Source organism: Actinoplanes sp. NPDC051494 (genome assembly GCF_044454705.1).
Lineage (GTDB): Bacteria > Actinomycetota > Actinomycetes > Mycobacteriales > Micromonosporaceae > Actinoplanes.
In genome coordinates this window covers 1,138,980-1,160,371 of record NZ_JBITDZ010000001.1, presented here as the reverse complement: position 1 = coordinate 1,160,371, position 21,392 = coordinate 1,138,980, and the positions used below count along the sequence as shown (strand labels likewise).

Below are 21,392 nucleotides of genomic sequence, written 5' to 3'. Positions count from 1 at the left end.
TGACCTTAGACCAGCAGGTCAGGCTCGACGTGATGGATCTTGATGGGCATGCCGTCCGGGGTCTCGACGTGCAGCCGGGTGCCGAGCTCCATGTCGTGGCTCACATGCACAATCGTCACGTCCCGCTCGCGCAGCATTTTCTCGAGCCGGTCGAGTGGCATGGTCGCGGAGAAGTTCAGCTCCACGGTGCTCTCTCCCCGAGAAGGATCAGGCGGCCGTACGACAAGACCGATCTGCGCGGTCCCCACCTGCATGAGAACCCATTCGCCGCGCCGGTCCCCGTGAACGAGTTCGCCGCCGAAAGCCTCATAGAACGATACGGCGGCCGGCATGTCAGCGACGTGAACCATCGGCCGCAGCTGCAACCCGGGAGCGGGAGCCTGGCCGACCCGTCGCGTGGGCACCTTGGCGACGCCTCGCTGATTCCCGGGCTTCAGCACCCCGGCCCGTTTCGCTGAATTGTCCGGTCCCTTACCGGCCCAGGAACCCGCCGACGCGCTCGTCCCCGGAGCCTGCTCCACCGCGCCGGCCGGTGCGGAAGCGCGCCCCCGAGCAGTCTGAACAGCCTCCACCCGAGCCCGCCATGCCGAGTCCGCGATAGCCGCCGGACTCCCGGTGGCGCCGTCGCTCACCTCAGGCCGGCCGGTGCCGGCATCCGCCGAGCCGGCCACGACCTCAGCCAAGCCCACCCCACCCGGTCCCACCCCACCCGGTCCCACCTCGCCCAGGTCATCCCGACCCAGGTCATCCCGACCCGGGTCAGCCGCGCCCGGGGTGGTCGAGCCTGTCTTGCTCAAATCCGCCTTGGCCGCGCTTGTGTTGCCTGGTTCCGCGCCTTGCCGGTCTTCGGTCTCCGCGGCTGCGAGGTCGGGGCCTGCCCGGCCGATCTCCCTGGCGTTCGGGGAATCGTCCGCGAGGTCGGCGTTCAGGTCCGCGGCTTCCGGAGCCCGGGCACTGTCCACGGACTCGTCGTCCTGGGAGTCGCGGCCGGGAGAGCCGACGAGACGGCTTGTCCCGGCTTTCCCGCCGTCCGGGACCGGGCCGGCGGGAGTGACCGGGCCCGCGGGAGTGGGAGGGCCGGCGGGAGTGAGCGGGCCGGCGGGAGTGAGCGGGCCGGCGGGAGTGAGCGGGCCGGCGGGAGTGAGCGGGCCGGCGGGAGTGAGCGGGTGGTCCTGGTGAACGACCTGGTCAGGCTGGTTGTGCTGGGCCTGGGGGAGAGGGATGGGGCTCGGGTCGGATGCGCTCCCGGTGACGGGGCGGCGCTGGCCCGGGGTGGGCGGCTGGGCGGGCTGCCGGCCCCGGGCGTTGGCCGCCTTGCCTCCGGTGGGCACCGGTCGTTCCTTGGCCATGGCGGACTCCTGTCGAGCGGCGGTCGGCGTCGGCGTCCTTGCCGCCACCGTCTGGCTCAACGATTGTTCTGCCTTGGCGATTCAGCTCCGGGCGTGCCTTTTGGTGGTCCCGCGCTTCCCGAGCGGGTGGGGGGAGAGACCCTAGTCGTTGAGCTGCGCCCGCTCGATCTCGGCGAGGGCGGCGGTCAGCAGTGGCTCGATCGGGTCGGCGCCGGTGAGGTGGGCCAGGAGCAGGGCCGCATGCCGGGCCAGCGCCTCCGGCTTCGGGGGTGGGTCGCCTTCGTCGTCCTGCCAGACGCCGAGGGCGTTGGCCAGCAGGTAGAGGACCACGTGCGGGTCGACGTCGGGGCACCAGGGGGCGGCCGCGCGGACGCTGTCGGCCAGCACCGTGCGGATGTCGTCGGCGTCGAGACCGTCGGGGTGGCGGGCTTCCAGCTGTACGCGTACCGAAGTGCCGAGGATGAGCCCGGTCTGAGCTTGATCCTGGGCGCTGAGCTCGGCCACCGCCTCGGCCAGGGCTTCCCGGTCCTGTTCTTTCGCGGCGGTGACGGCGGCGGTCGTGGCCGCGGCGATGGGCCGGGCCGCCGCCGGAAGGTGCCGCCACTGGGGGATCATGCCGCGCCCGTCGCCATGCCGGCCATCGTAGTATCCGAGCCATGACGTTGCATGAGGTGATGGCCGCTCGCATCGGGCGTGGCGAGTTCCCGGGGATCGTCACGCTCGTCGCCCGTGGTGATGATGTGCGGGTCGACACGATCGGCAGCACCGCGTTCGAGGGTGGCTCTCCGATGCGCCGGGACACCCTGTTCCGGATCGCGTCGATGACGAAGCCGGTGCTCGCCGCGGTGACGATGATGCTGGTCGAGGACGATGTCATCGATCTCGAGGAGCCGGTCCACACGGTGCTGCCGGAGCTGGCCGGGCAGCGGGTGCTGGCCCGCCCGGACGGGCCGTTGGACGAGACGGTGCCGTTGGAGCGGCCGGTCACCGTGGAGGATCTGCTGTCGTTCCGGATGGGTGCCGGGATGCCTTCCTCGCCGTTGCTCGATGCCGCCGGTGACGATCTCGCGCTCGCGCAGCCGATGCCGCCGACGCGGTTGGATCCGGACGAGTGGATCCGGCGGTTCGGTCTGCTGCCGTTGATGCATCAGCCGGGCACGGTCTGGCAGTACAACACCGGGTCGCTGGTCCTCGGTGTGCTGGTCGCGCGGGCGGCGGGCAAGCCGCTCGGCGACGTGTTGCGGGAGCGGTTGTTCGAGCCGCTCGGCATGCGCGATACCGGCTTCTTCAGCGACCGGGAGCTTCCGGCCACCTCTTCGGAGGAACCCGGTGTGGTGGATTGGACGCGGCCGCCGGTGTTCCCGTCCGGGGCGGGTGGACTGCTCTGCACGGCGGACGACTTCCACGCGTTCGCCCGGATGCTGCTGCGTCGCGGGGTGCACGGCGGCACCCGGTTGCTGTCGGAGAAGTCGGTCGAGCTGATGACCACCAACCGGCTGACCCCGGAGCAGATCGCGTCGGGTGGCGAGCTGCTCGACGGTTACGGGTGGGGCCTCGGCATGGCGGTGCGGCTGCCGTCCGGGCAGTACGGCTGGTCCGGTGGCTACGGCACGATGTGGTTCAACGACACCGACGAGGACCTCGTCGCGATCGGGCTCACCCAGGTCAGCGCCGTGCTGTGGAACGGCACGCTGACGGACTTCCAGCGGCTGGCCTACGCATGATCGCGATCACCGGGCTCGATCACGTCGTGCTGACGGTCGCGTCGCTCGAGCGGACGCTGGCTTTCTACCGCGACGTGCTCGGCATGCGCGCCGCCGAGTTCGAGGAAGGCCACTGGGCGCTGCACTTCGGCGACCAGAAGTTCAACCTGCACGAGGCCGGTCACGAGTTCGAGCCCCGGGCGGCCCGCCCGGTTCCCGGCAGCGCCGACCTGTGCCTGGTCACCTCGACGCCGCTGGCCGAGGTGGTGACGGTGCTGACCGGGCACGGCGTGCCGCTGGTCGACGGGCCGGGGCCGCAGGCCGGGGCGCGTGGCGCGATGCACAGCGTCTATGTCCGCGACCCGGACGAAAACCTGATCGAGATCGCGTTCTACGGGCATGGGCGGGTGTGATGACGAGCCTCGACGCTGTCACGGCGTGGGTCGGGAATTACCGGGCCGCGTGGGAGTCCAACGATCCTGAGGTCATCGGCGGGCTGTTCGCCGAGGACGCGGCCTATTTCTCCGCGCCGTACGCCAAACCGTGGCTGGGTCGCGACACCATCGTCGCCAAGTGGATCGAGCGCCGCGACGAGCCGGGATCCACCACGTTCGACTGGCACCCGGTGATCGTCACCGAGGAACTCGCGGTCATCGAGGCCCGGACCGCCTATTCGGCCCCGGAGGTGCGGGCCTTCCGCAACATGTGGGTGCTCCGCCTCGACGGCAGCGGCCAGGCCCGCCAGTTCACCGAGTGGTGGATGCCGGAGCCCGCCTGACCGGCGGCGGGCAGCAGCACGGTGAAGACCGCGCCCGCGCCGGGGCGGCTCTCCGCCGTGATCGCGCCGCCGTGGCTGGTCACCACCTCGCGGAGCAGGGCCAGGCCGAGCCCGAACCGGCGGTCGCCGGTGCCCGGCCCGCGGTGGAACCGGTCGAAGAGCCGTTGCGCGTCGGCCGGGTCGAAGCCGGTGCCGCTGTCCGCCACCACCACCTCGACCCGGCCGGGCCGGGTGGCGGGGCGGACCGACACGGTGATGTGGCCGCCGGGCGGGGTGTGGGTGAGCGCGTTGGCCAGGAGTTCGCTCACCACGCGCCGCAACGCGGAGGGGACCCCGGCCACCGGCTGGGGGGAGGCCGGGGTGTCGAGCCGCACCGAGACCCGGCGTTCGGCGGCCCGGTCGGTCTCGGCCGCGACCGCGTCGGTGGCGATCGGGACCAGGTCGACCGGTTCGACCGGCGGCCGGCCGGTGGGGGCGGCGGCGAGCTGGGCCGACAGCAGGAGTTCGTCGACGATCTCGCCGAGGCGGCGGGTGGTGGTGACCAGGCTGTCCAGGTCGCGGCGGTCGGCTTCGCTGCCGGTGCGGCGGGCGCGGCGGCTGATGAGCTGGGCCCGGGTGTGGACCTGGGCGATCGGGGTCCGCAGCTCGTGGCTGGCGTCGGCGACGAAGCGGCGTTGCCGGCCGAGCGCCTCGGCGAGCGGGGCCACCGCCTGCCGGCCCACCACGATGCCGGTGAGGATCGCGGCGACCAGGCCCACCGCGGCCGCGAGCAGGAACGCCATCAGCAGGTGACGTCGGTCGGAGAGCTGGAACCGGGCGTCGAACACGGCTTGCACCATGCCGTCGCCGCGGGGCTGTGTCCGTACGTAATAGGTGGTGTTGTTGCGGTTGATCTTCGTGGTCGAGACCGTGCCGGCGTCGAGGGCGTCCCGCAGCGGGAACCCCGGCGGGGGCGGGTTCAGCCCGGTCTCGAGCACGCCGTGGGTGGACACGAAGATCCAGCTGCAGGCCGGTGGCCCGGCGGTGGTGCCGTACGTCGTGCCGTACCGCAGCTCGCGGGCGATCTGTTGTTCCTGGCTGTGCACCAGCGCGGCATAGGAGATGGCGCCGCCGAGCGTGAGCAGCGCGGTGATGAGCAGCCCCACGGTCAGGCCGATCCGCAGGCGGGCCCGGCGCACGACGTGACGTTCGGGGGTCACAGCGTGCCGAGCCGGTAGCCGAGGCCGTGCACGGTCTGGATCGCCGATCGGGACAGTTTGCGCCGCAGGTAGTAGACGTAGGTGTCCACGATCGACGCGGCGGCGGCCTCGTCGAACACCCGGCTGCGCAGTTCGGCGCGCGGATGCACGGTGTTGGGCCGGGCCGCGAGCACCCGCAGCAGTTCGAACTCCCGGGCGGACAGCGCCACCCTGGTCCCGTCGGGCAGCACCGCGTCACGCAGGGAGAGGTCGAGCAGGCCGGCGCCCATCCGCAGGGTCTCGGTGGCGTCGGACGTGCGGCGGCAGAGGGCCCGGATCCGGGCGCACAGCTCGTCGAGGTCGAACGGCTTGGTGAGGTAGTCGTCGGCGCCGGCGTCGAGCCCGGCTATCCGGTCGTCGACCGTGCCGAGCGCGGTCAGCAGCAGGGCGCGGGCCACCACCGACCGGGACCGCAGCCGGGTGACCAGGTCGAGGCCGTCCAGGGCGGGCAGCCGCCGGTCGATGACCATGACGTCGTAGGTCCGGGTGAGGCCCAGGTGCAGGCCGCGCTGGCCGTCCGGGGCCTGGTCGACGTGGTAGCCCTCGTCGACCAGGGTCTCGGTCACCATTTCGCGCAGGTCGGTGTCGTCCTCGACGAGGAGCAAGCGGTGCATGCATAGACGATCGCATATGTCTTGGAGATCAGACAGCCTGCACGAGGTCCGGTGTGGACACCGGGGTCCGGGTACGGTCGATCCAGCTCAGCAGCGGCGTCGTCATGATCGTGGTGATCAGGGCGACGAGCACCAGCACGGTGAACAGCGCCGAGTTCACGATGCCCGCCTCGAGGCCCACGTTCAGCGCGATGAGCTGCATCAACCCGCGTGCGTTCATCAGCGCGCCGACCCGCAGCGCGACCGCGTTCGGCTCGCCGCGCAGCCGGGCCGCGGCCCAGCACGCCCCGAACTTGCCGGCGATCGCCACGGCCACGCAGGCGGCCGCGAACAGCAGCACCGCCGGGTTGCCGAGCAGCCCGAACTCGGTCCGCAGCCCGGAATACGTGAAGAACAGCGGCAGGAAGACCGTCGCGGCGATCGGGGTCAGCGTGCCGACCACCTTGTCGGTGCGCTCGGACGCCGGCATGACCACGCCGATCGCGAACGCGCCGAACACCGCGTACAGGCCGATCTCGTCGGTGTACCAGGCGACCAGGAAGAGCAGCACCACCGTGCCCAGCAGGCGGACCCGCTCGTCGGGCAGGTTCATCACGGCGCCGGCGACGCGCTGTCCGCCGAGCCAGAGTGCGAGCCCGAACAGGACGGCCCCGCCGGCGGTGACGAACGCCGGGCCCGCCTCGCCGGACGCGAACGCCAGCACCACGGCGAGCAGGATCCAGGCCACCATGTCGTCGATGGCGCCGCTGGCCAGCGCGAGGGAGCCGTGCCGGGTGCCGGCGTGCCCGCGTTCGGTGATGATCCGGGCGAGCATCGGGAACGCGGTGATCGCCAGCGCCACCCCGACGAACGCCGCGGAGACGCCGATCGGGACCCCCTCGGGGCGGATCGGGACGGCTCCGGAGGTCAGCAGCACCAGCAGCACGCCGAGCACCAGCGGGGCGGCGACCCCGGCCAGCGAGACCGCGCCCGCGGTACCGGCCAGGTTGGTGGTCCGGTGGGCGCGGAACGCGTACCCGGCCTGGAACATGAACAGGACCAGCCCGACCTGGCCGACGACGTACAGGATCGGCAGCAGCGCGGGCGGGAACAGCGCCGCCTGGGCCCCGGGGAAGAACAGGCCGAGCAGCGACGGCCCGAGCAGCACCCCGGCGAGCATCTCGCTCACCACGGCGGGCTGCCCGACCTTGCCCAGCAGCCAGGACACCAGCTTGCAGAAGATCAGGATGACGGCGACCGCGATGAAGAACCGCGGTGCCAGCTCGGTCGGTTTCACGGGCTGACCTCCTCGAAGTAGGTGGCGCAGAGCTTCTGCCGGCGGGCGTCGACAACCATCCAGGTGCCGAGGACGAGTTGCTTGAGCGAGCGGACGACATCGGCGACGCGGTCGGCATAGCGCAGAGCGACCAGTCGCCGCGACGGCGAGACACCGCGATAGAGAAACGCCGGCCCCCGGTTGGGCAGCGACCGGGTGTGCGCCGCCGAAGTGGCGACGCGGTAAGAAGTCAGGACCACGCGCGCGACGGCCCGCATCATCACCGGAGCGGATCCCCGGGCGGGGCAGGCGCGGTTGGCGGTCACGCCGAACGGGATGAAGTGCGCGTCCTTGCGCTTGAGCGTCAGCCACCGCGACGGGTCGAAGTCGTCGTCCGGCGCCGGCCCGGTGCGCTGATAGGCGAGGTAGTTGAACAGCAGCACCGATCCGGCCGGCAGTGTCACCGCGGGGGAGACCGTGATCGGTGCGGAGGTGATCCGGTGCGCGATGCCGAACAGCGGATGCACCCGCAGGGTCTCGTCGATGAGCCGATCAAGACCGGCGTCAGAAATGTCCGTGCAGAAAGGGGCGAGCATCAGCACATGCGCCATCGCCTCCGACATCTGCACGACCGCGGTATTGAAGAAAGCCCCTTGCAGGTACCAGGCCGTTTCCTGCGCGGTGAACGGCGGCGGAAGCACCACCGGGCAGGTCCCGGCGTCGATGCGGTCGAGGAGATAGCGCGTCAGCCGCTCACGCCGGGACATGTGCCGCAGGCTCAGACCCTTCAGCGCGGTCACCACGTCGTCCGCGTTGGCCACGATCAGATCGCGGGCGGAAGGCGGGCAGGGCTCGTCGAAGACCAGCTCGTAATAGACCTCGGCCCAGATCGGCATCATCAGGTCCCGCAGCCGGACAAACTGGACCCGGGAATTCGGAAGAGCACGCTGTGCGGCTGCCGTGGCCAGCGCCTCGGAACGGTCGTGCGGGATCGCGAGCACCTGCCGGGTCGTGCGCGCCACCGTCTTGTACCGCTCCCCGGGCTCGAGATGCTCCTGGTGCATCTGCGGCCCCGGTGCCAGCCAGTACCAGAACAGATCAGACAGCCCGGCCCCGCGACTGCGCCCGTCGGCGGCCGGATCGGCGTACACCCGCTCGAAATCCTCGGCGCCGACCAGCGGCCCCGGCACCGGGATGCCCTCCTCGCCGTTGACCCGCCGGAAGATCCACTCCCGGAGCCGGACCACCGCGTTCACCGCGTCACCACCAGGTCGGGGGTCAGGTCGGCCGGTCGCTTCGCCCCGGCCAGAGCCATCGCGTGGTCCAGCTCGGCGGTCAGCTTGCGCAGCTCATCCCGTACGCCGTGAGCGCCCCGATCCGCCAGAGCCCACACCACGGGGCGTCCCACGAGCACCGCCACGGCCCCGAGCGCGAGCGCGACCAGCACATCGGTTCCACGCCGGATCCCGCCGTCGACCAGCACCGGGATCCGCCCGCCGACCGCGTGCACCACGGCCGGCAGCGCGTCCACGGTGGCCACCGCGCCGTCGAGTTGCCGGCCGCCGTGGTTGGAGACGATCACCCCGTCGGCGCCGTGCTCGACCGCGAGCCGTGCGTCGTCCGGATGCAGGATGCCCTTGACCACGATCGGCAGCCCGGTGACGCCGCGCAGCCACGCCAGCCGGTCCCAGCCGAGTGCCGCGTCCATCGCGACCGGGCGTACCCGGCCGGTGTCGTCGCGCATGTTCTCGCAGGCCAGCCCCGCGGGCAGGTCGAGGAAGCCGTTGCGCAGGTCGCGTTCGCGGCGCCCGAGCACCGGGGAGTCGACGGTGACCACCAGCGCCCGGCAGCCGGCCACCTCGGCCCGCTTGACCACGTGCTCGGTGAACGCCAGGTCGGGTTGCGGGTAGATCTGGAACCACAGCGGACCACCGGCCGCCGCGATCCGCTCGACCGGCTGCGTCGCCGCCATGCTGACCACCATCACGGTGCCGGCCTGAGCGGCACCACGGGCGGTCTCCGCCTCCCCGCCGGGATGGGCGAGCAGGTGGAACGCGGTCGGCGCGACCAGGATCGGCGCCTCGGCCGTGGTGCCGAACAGCGTGGTCCGCAGGTCGCGGTCGCCGGTGGCGCGCAGCACCCGGGGCACGATCCAGTGCCGCTCGAAGGCCGCGGTGTTCGCCCGGACCGTCCGTTCGTCCCCGGCGCCACCCGCGAAGAAGTCCGAGTGAACGGGATCCATCTCAGCCCTCGGCGCCGGACAGGCACCGGGCCAGGAAATCGGCCAGCGGCCGGACGTGCACCAGCGGACGGTCCCACCGGTTCTCCAGGTTCTCGGCGAGGTGGTGGGTGGCGATCACCTGCCCCTCACGGTGGTACCGGACCACCGGGTGCAGGTACGCCGCGTCGTGCGCCTGCCCCACCACGTCCTGCGCGACCCGGGAGACCGTGACGTCGAACGGGTCCACCTGGTCGTGCTCGGGGCCGTACTCCAGGGTCACCACGAACGCGTGCTCGTAGTCGTGGTCGGCGGTGAACAGCCCGGTCCGCTCGAAATACGCGACCGGCACCTCGTCGTGGTACCGCGCGTCCGCCCCGGCGACCGTGACGACGTCGGCGAGGACCCCGAACTGCTGCCAGAGCGCGGACGTACGGTTCACCCGGCCGATGATCGCCTCGGTCATGGACTCCGGTGTGGCGTCGAGCTTGCCGGCCGGCCAGGGCGTCTCCGCGTACCGTCGCTCGAGGATCTTGTGCAGCGCGCGCACGGCGTATCGGAAGCCGTGGATGAAACCGTTCGTGGATTTCTTGAAGTCGCGTTCCTGCGAGAGCGTGCCGGCGAAAGAGAGCCCGGGCACGTTGACCGATTCCCATTCCTCGTTCTGTGCCGGGAACCGACCCTTGACGGCGAGCTCGGGACGGCACGTGTCGTCGAAGATGGACGCGTCGAACCGGAAACCGGTGCAGGCGAGCACCCGGTCGTAGTGCAGTTCCTTGACGACCTCGTCGACCCGGGTGAACCCGAACGTGACCTTGTAGCCGTCGCCGTCGCGTTCGATCCGCTTGACGTTCCCGTCGAGGATCGCGTTCGCCGACTTCAGCTGATAGGTGTCCAGGAAGTTGTTGTTGACCGCCCGCAGATGCCCGACGTAATGGGTCCGCCAGGCCATCCGCACCGAGCTGGGTCCGGCCAGGTGGATCAGCGTGGTGGTCTCCATCAGCGCGTCCGCGGTCTCGAACGCGGAGTTGCCCTTGCCGATGATCAGCACCCGCTGGTCGAGGTAGTCGCGTGGGTCGGTGGAGAACGTGTCGTAGCCCTCGGCCAGCTCGAATCCGGGGATGTCCGGCTCGAACGTCTTCGACACCCCGGTGGCGACGATGACCCGTTTCGCGGTGTAGAGCCGGTCGGCGTGCACCTCGAAAACGCCGTCGACCTTGCTGACCCGGGAGACCCGCGTGTTGTAGCGGACCTTCACCCCGGTCTTGGCGGCGAAATCGGCGAGATACTGCACCATGACGTCGGCGGAGGGGAAATAGCGCTCTGTGTAGGACGTGAACCGCAGCGCCGGATCGTCGCTGAGCAGCGAATTCCAGTCGAGCCGCAGATTGATCTCCGGGTCGTCGGTGCCCGTGTGCGGCTTGTTGATGGAGATCAGTTGCCGATGCCGTGGATAGCGGGCGAAGAACGCACCCGGTGCGTCCGCTGCCTCCAGCACCACATAGTCGCGCTTGCCGTCGGCCTCCAGCAGTGCTGCCAGCTGGAGACCGGCCGGCCCGGCCCCGATGATCAGGTAATCAAGCGTCACGCGGGTCACCGTACGAGTCAGAAATCAGAGAAAAATCAAGCTTCTCGAGGGTCGCGGCGGCGGTGCGCACGTCACCGTCGAGCGGCCGGTCCGGATCGATCGCGGGTACGACGTCGATGAGCACCTCCAGCAGTCGCGCGCAGCCGGGCGCGGAGGGCGTACGGGCACCCACGTGAACGGCCTGGCGCAGGCCCACCGCGAGCGACCCGGTGATCAGGCTGAGCAGTTCCGCCTGGTCCAGTGCGCGCAGGGCGGCCTGGGTGCCGAGCGGGATCACGTCCTGGTTGTGCAGGTTGGTGGGCAGGCTCTGGATGCTCGCCGGCATCGCGTCGCGCCGGATCTCGGCGATCAGCGCGGTCGACGCGAGCTGCACGCCCTGCAGACCGTGCTGCCGTCCGGGCCCGGCGGCCAGCATCGGTGGCAGCCCGCTGTTGCGGACCGGGTCGACGAGCAGGTCGAGCTGACGTTCGGCGAGGTTGCCGACCTGCGCGATCACCATGGTCAGCAGGTCCCCGGCGAACGCGGCCGGCTGACCGAAGAAGTTGCCGCCGTGCACGACCGTGTCGGTGTCCGGGAAGAACAGCGGGTTGTCGCTGACGCTGCCCAGGTCGGCGGCGACCACCCCGTCCACATAGCGCAGCGCGTCCTCGGCCGCGCCGAGCAACTGCGGGGAACACCGGATGCTGTACGGCTCCTGCAGCGCCCGTGCCCCCGACGGCACCGCCCCGGCGAGGATCCCGCGCATCGCCGCCCCGACCTCGATCGCGCCCCGGTGGCGATAGCGGTCCAGCAGGCCGGCGTCCAGGAACTGCGGGTCGCAGCCGAGCAGGTCGGCGAGCAGGCAGGTGAGCGCCTGCACCACCCGGTGCGACGTGCGGACCCGGTCCAGCGCGAGCGCGGTCGCCGCCGTGGTCAGCGACGTGCCGTTGACCAGGGCCAGCGCATCGCGCCCGTCGAGGGGCAGCGGCTCCAGCCCGGCCGCCCGCAACGCGTCGGCGGCGTCCATCCGGATGCCGTCCACATAGGCGTGTCCGCGACCGCGCAGTGCCTGCGCCGCCGCGCCCAGCGGGATCAGGTCCCCGCTCGCACCGACCGAGCCCAGCCGCGGCATCGCCGGGGCGAACGTGGTGCCGAGCATCGCCGCCAGCGCGTCGACGACGTGCGGCGACACCCCGGACGCGCCCTGGGCCAGCGACCGGGCCCGGATCAGCATCGTCGCCCGGGCCACCCCGGGATCGATGTCCCGGCCGTGACCGGCACCGAGGTGGGCCAGCGTGTTGTCGGCCTGGTCGCGCAGGTCGGCCCGGCCCGCGTACCCGACCAGCGCGCCGAAACCGGTGGTGCTGCCGTAGACGGCCCGGTCGTCGCCGAGCACCTTGTCCAGGAAGACCCGCGACGCGGTGACCCGGTCGCGGACCGCCGTTCCGGTCACCACCGTGATCGGCCCCGCGGCGGCGCGCAGGTCGCGGATGCGCAGGGAGGCCGCCAGATCCACCTCAGTCGTCATGCCCGCCGACGGTAGAGACGAGTTCTCAGAGCCCTCTGAAATCGTCTCGTTAGGTTGCCGGACATGACGCACGACTACCTGATCATCGGTGCCGGTCCCGCGGGTCTGCAGCTCGCCGCGCTGCTGGAGCGCGACGGTCATGACTATGTCGTCCTGGAGGCCGGTTCGGCGCCGGGCACGTTCTTCGCCACGTATCCGCGGCACCGGCAGCTGATCTCGATCAACAAGGTGTGGACCGGTTCGGACGATCCCGAGTTCAATCTGCGTTCGGACTGGAACTCGCTGCTCACCGACGACCCGTCGCTGCTGTTCAAGAACTACAGCAAGCGCTATTTCCCGTCCGCCGACGACCTCGTGCGGTACCTCGCCGATTTCGCCCGCGGCCTGCGGATCAGGTACGACAGCCGGGTCTCCACCGTGCGAAAGGACGGCGATCTCTTCGTCGTCTCGGCCGGCTCCTCGACCTGGACCGCGCGCCGGGTCATCGTCGCGACCGGTGTCTCCCAGCTCTACGTGCCGCCGATCGAGGGCGCCGACCTGGCCGAGCGCTACGACACGGTCAGCGTCGAGCCGGACGATTTCATCAATCAGCGGGTGCTGATCGTCGGCAAAGGGAACTCCGCGTTCGAGACCGCGGACGCGCTCGTCGAGACCGCCGCGGTCATCCACGTCGCCGGCCCGCATGCCATCAAACTGGCCTGGCAGTCGCATTACGTCGGGCACCTGCGCGCGGTCAACAACAACTTCCTCGACACCTATCAGCTCAAATCCCAGAACGCCGTCCTCGACGGCACGATCGAGCGGATCACCCGGCGCCCGGACGGTGGCTTCCGGATCCTTTTCCGGTACGCCCGCACGGTCGAGAACCTCCGCGAGATCGATTACGACCGGGTCATCCTCGCCACCGGATTCCGCTTCGACGCGACCCCGTTCGCCGACTCGGCCCGCCCGCGCCTGGTCATCGACGACCGTTTCCCGGCACAGACCCCGGCGTTCGAGTCGGTGAACGTGCCCGGCCTCTATTTCGCCGGCACGCTCACCCAGCAGCGCGACTTCAAGAAATCCACCAGCGGTTTCATCCACGGTTTCCGCTACGGCGTCCGCGCCCTGCACCGCATTCTCCGGACCCGGTACCACGGCGAACCCTGGCCATCGGTACGCGTAGAGGTGACCCCGGAAGCCGTCACCGACGCGATCGTCGCCCGGATCAACGTCACGTCGGCCCTCTGGCAGCAGTTCGCGGTGCTCGCCGACGTGGTCACCATGGACGGCAGGTACTGCGCGGAGGTGCCCGTGGCGTACCTGAAGGAGACCGCCGAGTTCGGCCCGCTGGTGCTGGTCACGACGCTGGAGTACGGCCCGGACCACGATCAGGTGGACCCGTTCGACATCACCGTGCCCCGGATCGCCGAGAACGATCCGGCGGCCGCCCACGACGCCAGCTACCTGCACCCGGTGGTCCGTGCCTACCGCGACGGCCAGGTGGTCGCCGAACACCACATGGCCGAGAACCTCGAGAACCACTGGAACATCCCGGCCGTACACCAGCAGCCGCTCGTGGTCTTCCTCAAAGGGGTCCTCTGACATGTGGCCGCAGCCGGTGCTCGATCTGCTCGCGGTCGGTGGCGACAAGCCGGTCTTCGAGGACGGCGACCGGGTCGTCACCGCGGCGGAGATGAGCGGCCTCATCCGCCGGATCGCGGCCGGGCTGCGGGCGGCGGGCATCGGGCCCGGTGCCGGCGTGGCGCTCCGGCTGAGCGTGACGGCGTCCGCGTTCGCGGCGACGATGGCGGCGTTCGCGGTCGGCGCCCGGGTGTGCGGCGTGGGCCCCGGTCTGACCCCGGCCCAGGTCGGCGACCTGCTGCGGCACGCCGACGCGGAACTGATCGACGATGCCCGGGTCGCCGCGCTCGAACGGTCCGCCGACGACGGGGTGCCACCGGTGGCGGCGGGGAGGCCCGGTGACATCGCCCGGATCATCTACACGAGCGGCAGCACCGGAGACCCCAAGGGCTGCGTGCAGACGTACGCGGCGATGTCCGCGGCCTGGGCACCCTTCCCCGACCGCTGGCCCCCGGCGATCGCGGAGCTGGCCGGAAGGCTCGGGCGCTACCTGGTCTTCGGCTCGCTGAGCAGCCAGGTCATGCTGGAATACGGCGTGCTGGCCCTGGTGGCCGGCGGCACCCTGGTCGTCGCCCGGCCGCCCGGCTTCCCGGCCGCGATCGTCCGGCACCGGGCCACCGCGAGCGTGATCACCGTCGGCAAGCTCTATCAACTCATCCGCGACCAGCGCGCGAACCCGGTGGACCTGAGCAGCCTGGGCGCGCTGATGGTCTCCGGCTCACCGCTCGACCCGGGCCGCCTCCGCGAGGCGCTCGAGGTCCTGGGCCCGGTCCTGTTCCACGGTTACGGCCAGACCGAGACCGGCATGATCGCCATGGTTACCCCGGCGGAGCTGCTCGGCGACCCGGCGACGCTGTCCTCGGTGGGCCGTCCGCCCCCGGTCCACGACCTCGAGATACGCGACGGCGAGCTGTACGTCCGCACCCCGTCGCAGGCAAGCGCGTACTGGAAGGATCCGGCCGCCTCGGCCGAGGTCTTCGTGGACGGCTGGATCCGCACCCGCGACCTGGCCACCCGCACCGCCGACGGCTACCTGCACCTGCACGGCCGGGCCCGCGACGTCATCATCGTGCACGCGGTCCTCGTGCACGCGGGCCCGGTCGAGCGCACCCTCGCCACCGATCCGGCGGTGGCCGAGGCCTATGTGGTGGGCCGTCCCGACGAGGTCACCGGTGAGGCCGTCCACGCGTTCGTGGTCCCCGCGCGGGGGCGTATCCCGGACCCGGATCAGCTGCGTGACCTGGTCGCCGAGCGGCTGGGGGAGGCCGCGGTGCCGCGCACGGTGACGGTGATCGACGCCGTGCCGGTGGCATCCAGTGGAAAACCCGACAAATCCCTGCTCCGGGTGACGGGCCGAACGGGCACCCCCTTGTGACGTTTCGCGCATCGGCTTGATGACCAGGTGGTAGGCAATGTTAGGTAAGCCAAACCTTTGTCAAGCCACGGAGTCTCCGTCATGCGTTTTGCCCCGTCCCGAGGCCGCCGGCTGATCCTCGCCGCCGCTGCCACCGCCCTCGCCCTGAGTGCCTGCTCGACGACCGGTACGGAGGACGACGACGCCGCGGCTCCCGCCTCTTCGGCCGCCGGCGACCAGTTCCCGGTCACCGTCACCACCGCGTTCGGTGACATCACCATCCCGAGCGAGCCGACCCGGGTCGTCACGCTGGGCTGGAGCGACGCCGAGACCGCGCTCGCGCTCGGTGTCCAGCCGGTCGGCGACGCCAACTGGATGGCGTTCGAGGGCGACGGCCAGGGCGTCTGGAACCAGGGCAAGTACACGACCCCGCCGGAGAAGGTCGGGACGCTCGAGCTCGACATGGAGAAGATCGCGGCGCTCAAGCCCGACCTGATCCTCGACACCCGGGCCAGCGGCGACAAGGCGCGCTACGACCAGATCGCCAAGCTCGGCGTGCCGGTCGTCGACATCCCGGTCGGTGGCGAGGCGTACAAGACCACCTGGGAGCAGCAGCTCGACCTGGTCAGCAAGGCGCTCGGCAAGACCGCCGAGGCCGCCAAGCTCAAGGCCGACCTGGACGCGCAGTTCGCCTCCGTCGTCGCGGCGAACCCGTCGTTCAAGGACAAGACCATCAGCGCGGGTGTGAAGACCAGCGAGGGCTGGGGCGCGTACGTCAGCGGTGACGGTCGCGTCGACTTCCTGCAGAAGCTCGGCTTCAAGGACGCCCCCGCGGTCGAGGCGCTCAAGAAGGACAGCTTCTTCATCTCGCTCTCGCAGGAGCAGGTCAACCTGCTCGACGCCGACCTCACCACGGTCTTCATGATCGGTGTGGAGGCCGACGTGGTGAAGAGCGACAAGCTGCTGCAGGCGGTGCCGTCGGTCAAGGCCGGCCACGTCGTCTACCTCGACAACAAGGACATCTCCACCGCGTTCTCCAGCAACTCGATCCTGGGCCTGAAGTACGCCCTGGAGCAGGTCCCGCCGCTGCTCGCCGCCGCGCTGGCCGGCTGACCCACATGCCGGACACCCGTGTCCGCAGGGCCGTCGCGCTCACCACCGGTCTGGTGGTGCTCGCGGCGGCCCTCGCCGGTGCGGCGTTGCTCAGCCTCACCGTCGGCTCGCAGCACGTTCCGCTCGGCGCCGTGCTGGAAGCGCTCGTGCACCCCGACGACTCGGTCCGCGACAGCCTCATCATCACCGAGGTACGCATCCCGCGCACCCTCGTCGGGCTGCTGGCCGGCTTCGCGCTGGGCCTCGCCGGGGCGATCATCCAGGCGGTCACCCGCAACCCGCTGGCCGACCCGGGCATCCTCGGCGTCAACGCCGGCGCCGGCCTGTTCGTCGTCATCGGCATCAGCGTCTTCGGCGTCACCAGCCTCAACGGCTACGTGTGGTTCGGGTTCGCCGGGGCCGCGATGTCGGCGGTGATCGTGTACACCATCGGCTCGCTGGGCCGCGGCGGCGCCACCCCGGTCAAGCTGGCCATCGCCGGCACCGCGCTGACCGCCGCGCTGCTCTCGTTCACCACCGCGGTGCTGGTCACCGACATGCAGACGTACGACCAGTTCCGTTTCTGGCAGGTCGGGTCGCTCGCCGGCCGGGGCATCGACATCGCGAAGCAGGGCGCGCCGTTCCTGATCGCCGGCGTCGTGATCGCGCTCGCCTCGGCCCGTCTGCTGAACGCGCTCGCGCTCGGCGACGACGTGGCCACCTCGCTCGGGCAGAACGTCGCGCTGGCCCGGCTGGTCGCGGCCGCCGCGGTCGTGGTGCTGTGCGGCACGGCCACCGCGATGGCCGGCCCGCTCGTCTTCGTCGGCCTGGTCGTCCCGCACGTGGCCCGGCTCGTCACCGGTCCGGACCACCGCTGGCTGCTGCCCTACGCCATGCTGCTCGCGCCGCTGTTGCTGCTGCTGGCCGACATCCTCGGCCGGGTCATCGCCCGGCCCGGCGAGGTCCAGGTCGGCGTGCTCACCGCGATCATCGGCGCCCCCATCTTCGTGGCGCTGGCCCGCCGGCGCCGGCTGGCGGAGCTGTGAGCATCGTCGCGGCGACCCGCCGCAAGGAATCCACCCGCGCCCGTACGGTCAGCATCGCGCTCGCCGTCACGGTGGTCGCGCTGTTCGCGCTCAGCCTGTCCTACGGCTCGTTCCAGGTGTCGCTGCCGGACATCGTCCGTTCCCTGCTCGGGCAGCCGACCCCGCCGCAGGTCGACTACATCGTGCAGACGCTGCGCCTGCCCCGGGCCCTGGTCGGGCTGCTCGCCGGCATCTCGTTCGGCCTGGCCGGCGCGATCTTCCAGCAGCTGCTGCGCAACCCGCTGGCCAGCCCGGACGTCATCGGCGTGACCTCGGGCGCGACCACGGCCGCCGTCCTCTCCATCGTGGTGCTCTCCACCAGCGGCGCGGTGCTCTCCGTCGTCGCGCTGGCCGGCGCCCTGGTCACCGCTCTGATCATCTATGTGTTCGCCTGGCGCGGCGGCAGCGTCGGCGGCTACCGGTTCGTGCTCGTCGGTATCGGGATCGGCGCCGCCATGGCCGGGTTCACGTCGTTCCTGCTGACCCGCGCCGACGTGCGGGCCGCCCAGGAGGCGCTGATCTGGCTGGCCGGCAGTCTCAACGGCCGGACCTGGGACAACGTCGTCCCGCTGGCGCTGGCGGCGCTGATCCTGGTGCCCGCCGCACTGCTGCTCGGCCGGCCGCTGACCGGGCTGCAACTCGGCGACGACGTGGCCCGCGGCCTCGGCCTGGGTGTCGAACGCAGCCGCCTCGCGCTGCTGCTGGTCGGCGTCGGCCTGGCCGGCACCGCGACCGCCTCGGCCGGCCCGATCGCCTACATCGCGTTCATGTCCGGGCCGATCGCCGCCCGGATGGTCGGTGGCGGCCGCCCGGTGCTGCTCCCGGCCGGTCTGGTCGGCGCCGCGATCGTGCTGGCCGGCGACTTCATCGGCGCGCACCTGCTCGGCCCGACCCAGTTCCCCGTCGGTGTGGTCACCGGCATCATCGGCGCGCCGTACCTGCTCTGGCTGCTCGCCACCAGCAACCGCACCGGACGAGGAGGATGACCGTGCCCGCACCGTCCACCCTGCAGGCCGAGGGTTTGTCCCTCGGCTACGGCGACCGGCAGGTCGTCGACGATCTCACGCTCGAGATCCCCACCGGCAAGGTCACCGTCATCGTCGGCCCGAACGCCTGCGGCAAGTCGACGTTCCTGCGCGGCCTGGCCCGGCTGCTGCCCGCGTCGTCGGGGTCGGTGCTGCTCGACGGCACCTCGATCCACACCACGCCGAGCAAGGAGGTCGCGCTCAAGCTCGGCATCCTGCCGCAGGGCCCGATCGCCCCGGACGGCATCACGGTCACCGACCTGGTGAGCCGGGGCCGGCACCCGCACCAGGGCTACTTCCGCCGCTGGAGCGCCGAGGACGACGTCGCGGTCACCGCCGCGCTGACCGCCACCGGCACCCTGGACCTCGCGTCGCGGTCGGTGGACGAGCTGTCCGGCGGGCAGCGCCAGCGCGTCTGGATCGCCATGGCGCTCGCGCAGCGTACCGGGATCCTGCTGCTGGACGAGCCCACCACCTACCTGGACGTGAGCCATCAGGTGGAGGTCCTCGACCTGCTCACCGACCTCAACGAGGCGGAGGGCGCGACCGTGGTGATGGTGCTGCACGAGCTCAACCTCGCCGCCCGCTACGCCGACCACCTCGTGGTGATGAAGGCCGGCGCGATCGTCGCCGCCGGTGACCCGGGCGAGGTGCTCACCGAGCAGATCGTCGAGAGCGTGTTCGGCATGCGCTGCCGGGTGGTCCCCGACCCGGTCTCGCGTACCCCCATGATCGTCCCCATCGGACGGCATCGCATCGAAGGAGTCAGCTGATGGTGGCCGTGGTCGAGGCGACGGTGGTCGCCGTCGAGAAGCTCAGCCCGTCGTTCGTCCGGATCACGTTCGCCGGGTGCGCGGGCATGCGCAGCGGCGGCTACGACCAGCGGATCAAGATCCTGCTGGCCCGCCCCGGCCAGGACCGGCCGCTGCTGCCCGAGCCCACCGACTGGTACGGATCCTGGTGCGCGATGCCCGACGACACCCGCCCGGTGATGCGCACCTTCACCATCCGCTCCCAGGACGGCGACCGGATCGACATCGAGTTCGCGCTGCACGGCGACGCCGGCCCGGCTTCCGCGTGGGCCCGCGCGGCCCAGCCCGGCAGCGTCCTCGGCATCATCGGGCCCGGCGTGGACGACGAGGTCAAAGCACTCGCGTACGCACCCGGCGAGCCGCCCTGGCACCTGTTCGTGGGCGACGACACGGCGGTCCCGGCGATCGCGTCCATCCTCGAGACGCTGCCCGCCGACGCCTCCGCACACGTGTTCCTGCAGGTCCCGGACGCTGGTGACGTCCGCGAGCTGCCCTGCGCGGGTAAGACCCAGGTCACCTGGCGGATCAAGTCGGGCCTCGCGGAAGCGGTCCGCGCGGCCGAACTGCCGGTGGGGGAGCCCTACGCTTTCGTGGCGGCCGAGAGCGCGCTGGTCCGCGATGTGAAGAAGCACCTGTGCACGGACCGCGGCTGGGACGGCAAAGCGCACTACTTCGGCGGGTACTGGAAGGCAGGACAGACGGAATGACGCGGATCACCACGGAGGACGAGCTGCGCGAGGTCGTCGACCACCCGCATCCCGACCTGCGCGACAAGGCGATCACCACGATCGACGAGGAGAGCGCCCGCTTCCTGCGCGCCACCACGTTCTTCCTGCTCGCCACGACCGGCGCGGACGGCACGGTCGACGTCTCGCCGCGCGGTGAGACCTCCGGCGGCATCACGGTCCTCGACGAGAAGCGTCTCGCGTTCGGCGACCGCCCCGGCAACCGCCGCCTCGACAGCTTCCGCAACATCCTGCAGTGCCCGAACGTCGGCATGCTGTTCGTGGTGCCGGGCCGCGACGAGACGGTCCGCGTCAACGGCCGCGCGTCGCTGCACCGCGCCCCGGACTTCACCGATGCCCCGCTCGGCGTGATCGTCGAGGTCGACGAGCTCTTCCTGCACTGCGGCCAGTCGTTCAAGCGCGGCTCGGTCTGGAACCCGGCCGGCTGGCCCGCCGCCGAGACCGTCCCGTCCTTCGGCGCCCTGATCAAGAGCACCGTCGCCGCCCGAAAGCTCTCAACCGCCGGGGGAGTCCGTCGATAGAGGGGCAATGACCAACAGGCGGCAGTTCCTCACAGCGCTCGGCGGCGGGGTCGCGCTGGCGGCTGGGATCGGTGCGGGCAGGCACCGGGACCTCTCCGGCTGGACGACCGTGGTCGGCGACGGGGTGTTCGCGGCGGCGGGGCAGGACCCGGTCAGCGACGCGGACATCGCGGTCGAGCACCGGGGGACGGCGTCGCTGCTGGCCGCGAACGTGCGCAACCGGGGCGTCATGGCGCACGTGATCTCGTACAAGAGCAAGGCGGGACCGGCGCAGATGCGCAGGACTCAGCGGGCCGGTTTTGCTTTCCGCCTGCCCTATCTGCCGTCGACGGCGGGCGGGCCGCGGAACGCGCAGACCGTCGAGGGCGGGCTGTTCGTCTGGGACGGCGCGATCGACCACGGTACGGCCTTCCAGTGGGTGCTCAACCCCTGGCTGGACACGTTCGGGCACGTCCTGGCGTGGACCGGGGACTCGTGGACGTCCAGCGGCTACCTGGAGCCCGACACGTCCTGGCACCGGGTCGCGTTCGAGGTCGACCCGGTGCGGCACACGGTGCGGCTGGTGCTCGACGGGAAGCGGCTGCCGGCGCCGTACTCGCGTACCCCCAAGGTGGGCTGGGACGCGACGGTGACCGCCCGGCTGCAGGCCGAGGCGATCTCGCTGTGGCCCGGTGAGTCGGCGACCTGGGCGCCGCGGCACGAGGTTCTCGTGAGGGACTGGACATGGTGACGCACACCTGGACCGATCTGGCCTACCAGTGGTTCGGCGACATCAGTTTCCCCTGGTGGGGATGGGTGGCGTGGATCGTGGCGATCTTCGGTGCCATTCTCGGCCCCGGGGTCGCGGCGGCGAACGCCAGGACCGCCGAGGACGAGGAGTGAGG

At 71.3% G+C, this 21,392-nt stretch carries 22 protein-coding genes; 13 read left to right on the top strand and 9 right to left on the bottom strand.

The annotated features are described in order from the left end of the window. Positions 1-5: 5 nt before the first annotated feature. The gene (locus tag ACIA6A_RS05355) at positions 6-962 is read right to left on the bottom strand and encodes a VOC family protein (RefSeq protein ID WP_396096135.1); all 957 of its coding nucleotides are present in this window, start codon (positions 960-962) and stop codon (positions 6-8) included. Positions 963-1,490: 528 nt separating this feature from the next. Next, positions 1,491-1,964, bottom strand: coding sequence for a hypothetical protein (locus ACIA6A_RS05350; RefSeq protein ID WP_396096134.1), 474 nt, complete (start codon positions 1,962-1,964; stop codon positions 1,491-1,493). A gap of 41 nt (positions 1,965-2,005) precedes the next feature. On the opposite strand from ACIA6A_RS05350, the gene ACIA6A_RS05345 reads away from it, so the two are divergent. Genes ACIA6A_RS05345 through ACIA6A_RS05335 form a run of 3 tightly spaced genes read left to right on the top strand, consistent with a single transcriptional unit; the run spans position 2,006 to position 3,830 of the window. Next, on the top strand, positions 2,006-3,073 hold the full coding sequence (locus ACIA6A_RS05345; RefSeq protein WP_396096133.1) for a serine hydrolase domain-containing protein: 1,068 nt from the start codon (positions 2,006-2,008) through the stop codon (positions 3,071-3,073). Further along, positions 3,070-3,465 (top strand): VOC family protein, encoded by a 396-nt coding sequence (locus ACIA6A_RS05340; protein ID WP_396096132.1) that lies wholly within the window; start codon positions 3,070-3,072, stop codon positions 3,463-3,465. Before ACIA6A_RS05345 ends, ACIA6A_RS05340 begins: the two co-directional genes overlap by 4 nt. Then, positions 3,465-3,830, top strand: coding sequence for a nuclear transport factor 2 family protein (locus tag ACIA6A_RS05335; protein ID WP_396096131.1), 366 nt, complete (start codon positions 3,465-3,467; stop codon positions 3,828-3,830). Before ACIA6A_RS05340 ends, ACIA6A_RS05335 begins: the two co-directional genes overlap by 1 nt. Here ACIA6A_RS05335 and ACIA6A_RS05330 read toward each other — a convergent pair. From ACIA6A_RS05330 to ACIA6A_RS05300, 7 genes are read right to left on the bottom strand one after another with little or no spacing between them, the layout of a single operon-like run. Continuing rightward, entirely contained in the window at positions 3,722-5,029 is a 1,308-nt protein-coding gene (locus tag ACIA6A_RS05330; protein ID WP_396096130.1) for a sensor histidine kinase, read from the bottom strand. The genes ACIA6A_RS05335 and ACIA6A_RS05330 overlap by 109 nt on opposite strands. Continuing rightward, positions 5,026-5,682 carry a response regulator transcription factor gene (locus tag ACIA6A_RS05325; protein ID WP_396096129.1) on the bottom strand — a complete coding sequence of 219 codons (657 nt, stop codon included), beginning with the start codon at positions 5,680-5,682 and terminating at the stop codon, positions 5,026-5,028. The genes ACIA6A_RS05330 and ACIA6A_RS05325 overlap by 4 nt, the downstream gene beginning before the upstream one ends. Before the next feature lie 28 nt (positions 5,683-5,710). Further along, positions 5,711-6,958, bottom strand: a complete 1,248-nt coding sequence (locus ACIA6A_RS05320; protein WP_396096128.1) for a cation:proton antiporter — start codon at positions 6,956-6,958, stop codon at positions 5,711-5,713. Next, positions 6,955-8,193 (bottom strand): cytochrome P450, encoded by a 1,239-nt coding sequence (locus ACIA6A_RS05315; RefSeq protein WP_396096127.1) that lies wholly within the window; start codon positions 8,191-8,193, stop codon positions 6,955-6,957. Before ACIA6A_RS05315 ends, ACIA6A_RS05320 begins: the two co-directional genes overlap by 4 nt. Further along, entirely contained in the window at positions 8,190-9,179 is a 990-nt protein-coding gene (locus tag ACIA6A_RS05310) for an alpha-hydroxy acid oxidase (protein WP_396096126.1), read from the bottom strand. Before ACIA6A_RS05310 ends, ACIA6A_RS05315 begins: the two co-directional genes overlap by 4 nt. Before the next feature lies 1 nt (position 9,180). Next, positions 9,181-10,743, bottom strand: coding sequence for an NAD(P)-binding domain-containing protein (locus tag ACIA6A_RS05305; RefSeq protein ID WP_396096125.1), 1,563 nt, complete (start codon positions 10,741-10,743; stop codon positions 9,181-9,183). After that, positions 10,733-12,250, bottom strand: coding sequence for an aromatic amino acid ammonia-lyase (locus ACIA6A_RS05300; protein ID WP_396096124.1), 1,518 nt, complete (start codon positions 12,248-12,250; stop codon positions 10,733-10,735). The genes ACIA6A_RS05305 and ACIA6A_RS05300 overlap by 11 nt, the downstream gene beginning before the upstream one ends. A 63-nt stretch (positions 12,251-12,313) precedes the next feature. Between ACIA6A_RS05300 and ACIA6A_RS05295 the strand changes: the two genes are divergently transcribed. From ACIA6A_RS05295 to ACIA6A_RS05250, 10 genes are all read left to right on the top strand, one after another. Continuing rightward, entirely contained in the window at positions 12,314-13,834 is a 1,521-nt protein-coding gene (locus ACIA6A_RS05295; RefSeq protein WP_396096123.1) for an NAD(P)-binding domain-containing protein, read from the top strand. Position 13,835: 1 nt separating this feature from the next. Beyond that, positions 13,836-15,248, top strand: a complete 1,413-nt coding sequence (locus ACIA6A_RS05290; RefSeq protein ID WP_396096122.1) for a class I adenylate-forming enzyme family protein — start codon at positions 13,836-13,838, stop codon at positions 15,246-15,248. Positions 15,249-15,329: 81 nt separating this feature from the next. After that, positions 15,330-16,340, top strand: a complete 1,011-nt coding sequence (locus tag ACIA6A_RS05285; protein ID WP_396096121.1) for an iron-siderophore ABC transporter substrate-binding protein — start codon at positions 15,330-15,332, stop codon at positions 16,338-16,340. A gap of 5 nt (positions 16,341-16,345) precedes the next feature. Further along, positions 16,346-17,365, top strand: coding sequence for a FecCD family ABC transporter permease (locus ACIA6A_RS05280; RefSeq protein WP_396096120.1), 1,020 nt, complete (start codon positions 16,346-16,348; stop codon positions 17,363-17,365). Continuing rightward, a complete protein-coding gene (locus ACIA6A_RS05275) occupies positions 17,362-18,390 on the top strand; it encodes a FecCD family ABC transporter permease (RefSeq protein WP_396096119.1) in 1,029 nt (342 codons plus the stop codon). Before ACIA6A_RS05280 ends, ACIA6A_RS05275 begins: the two co-directional genes overlap by 4 nt. After that, positions 18,387-19,202 carry an ABC transporter ATP-binding protein gene (locus tag ACIA6A_RS05270; RefSeq protein WP_396096118.1) on the top strand — a complete coding sequence of 272 codons (816 nt, stop codon included), beginning with the start codon at positions 18,387-18,389 and terminating at the stop codon, positions 19,200-19,202. Before ACIA6A_RS05275 ends, ACIA6A_RS05270 begins: the two co-directional genes overlap by 4 nt. Further along, complete coding sequence (locus ACIA6A_RS05265; protein WP_396096117.1) at positions 19,202-19,948, top strand: siderophore-interacting protein; 747 nt, start codon at positions 19,202-19,204, stop codon at positions 19,946-19,948. Before ACIA6A_RS05270 ends, ACIA6A_RS05265 begins: the two co-directional genes overlap by 1 nt. After that, positions 19,945-20,508: an MSMEG_1061 family FMN-dependent PPOX-type flavoprotein gene (locus ACIA6A_RS05260; RefSeq protein ID WP_396096116.1), complete on the top strand. Its 564-nt coding sequence runs from the start codon at positions 19,945-19,947 to the stop codon at positions 20,506-20,508. Before ACIA6A_RS05265 ends, ACIA6A_RS05260 begins: the two co-directional genes overlap by 4 nt. Before the next feature lie 7 nt (positions 20,509-20,515). Beyond that, positions 20,516-21,238 (top strand): hypothetical protein, encoded by a 723-nt coding sequence (locus ACIA6A_RS05255; protein WP_396096115.1) that lies wholly within the window; start codon positions 20,516-20,518, stop codon positions 21,236-21,238. Then, a complete protein-coding gene (locus tag ACIA6A_RS05250; protein WP_396096114.1) occupies positions 21,232-21,390 on the top strand; it encodes a hypothetical protein in 159 nt (52 codons plus the stop codon). The genes ACIA6A_RS05255 and ACIA6A_RS05250 overlap by 7 nt, the downstream gene beginning before the upstream one ends. The last annotated feature ends 2 nt before the right edge of the window (positions 21,391-21,392 follow it).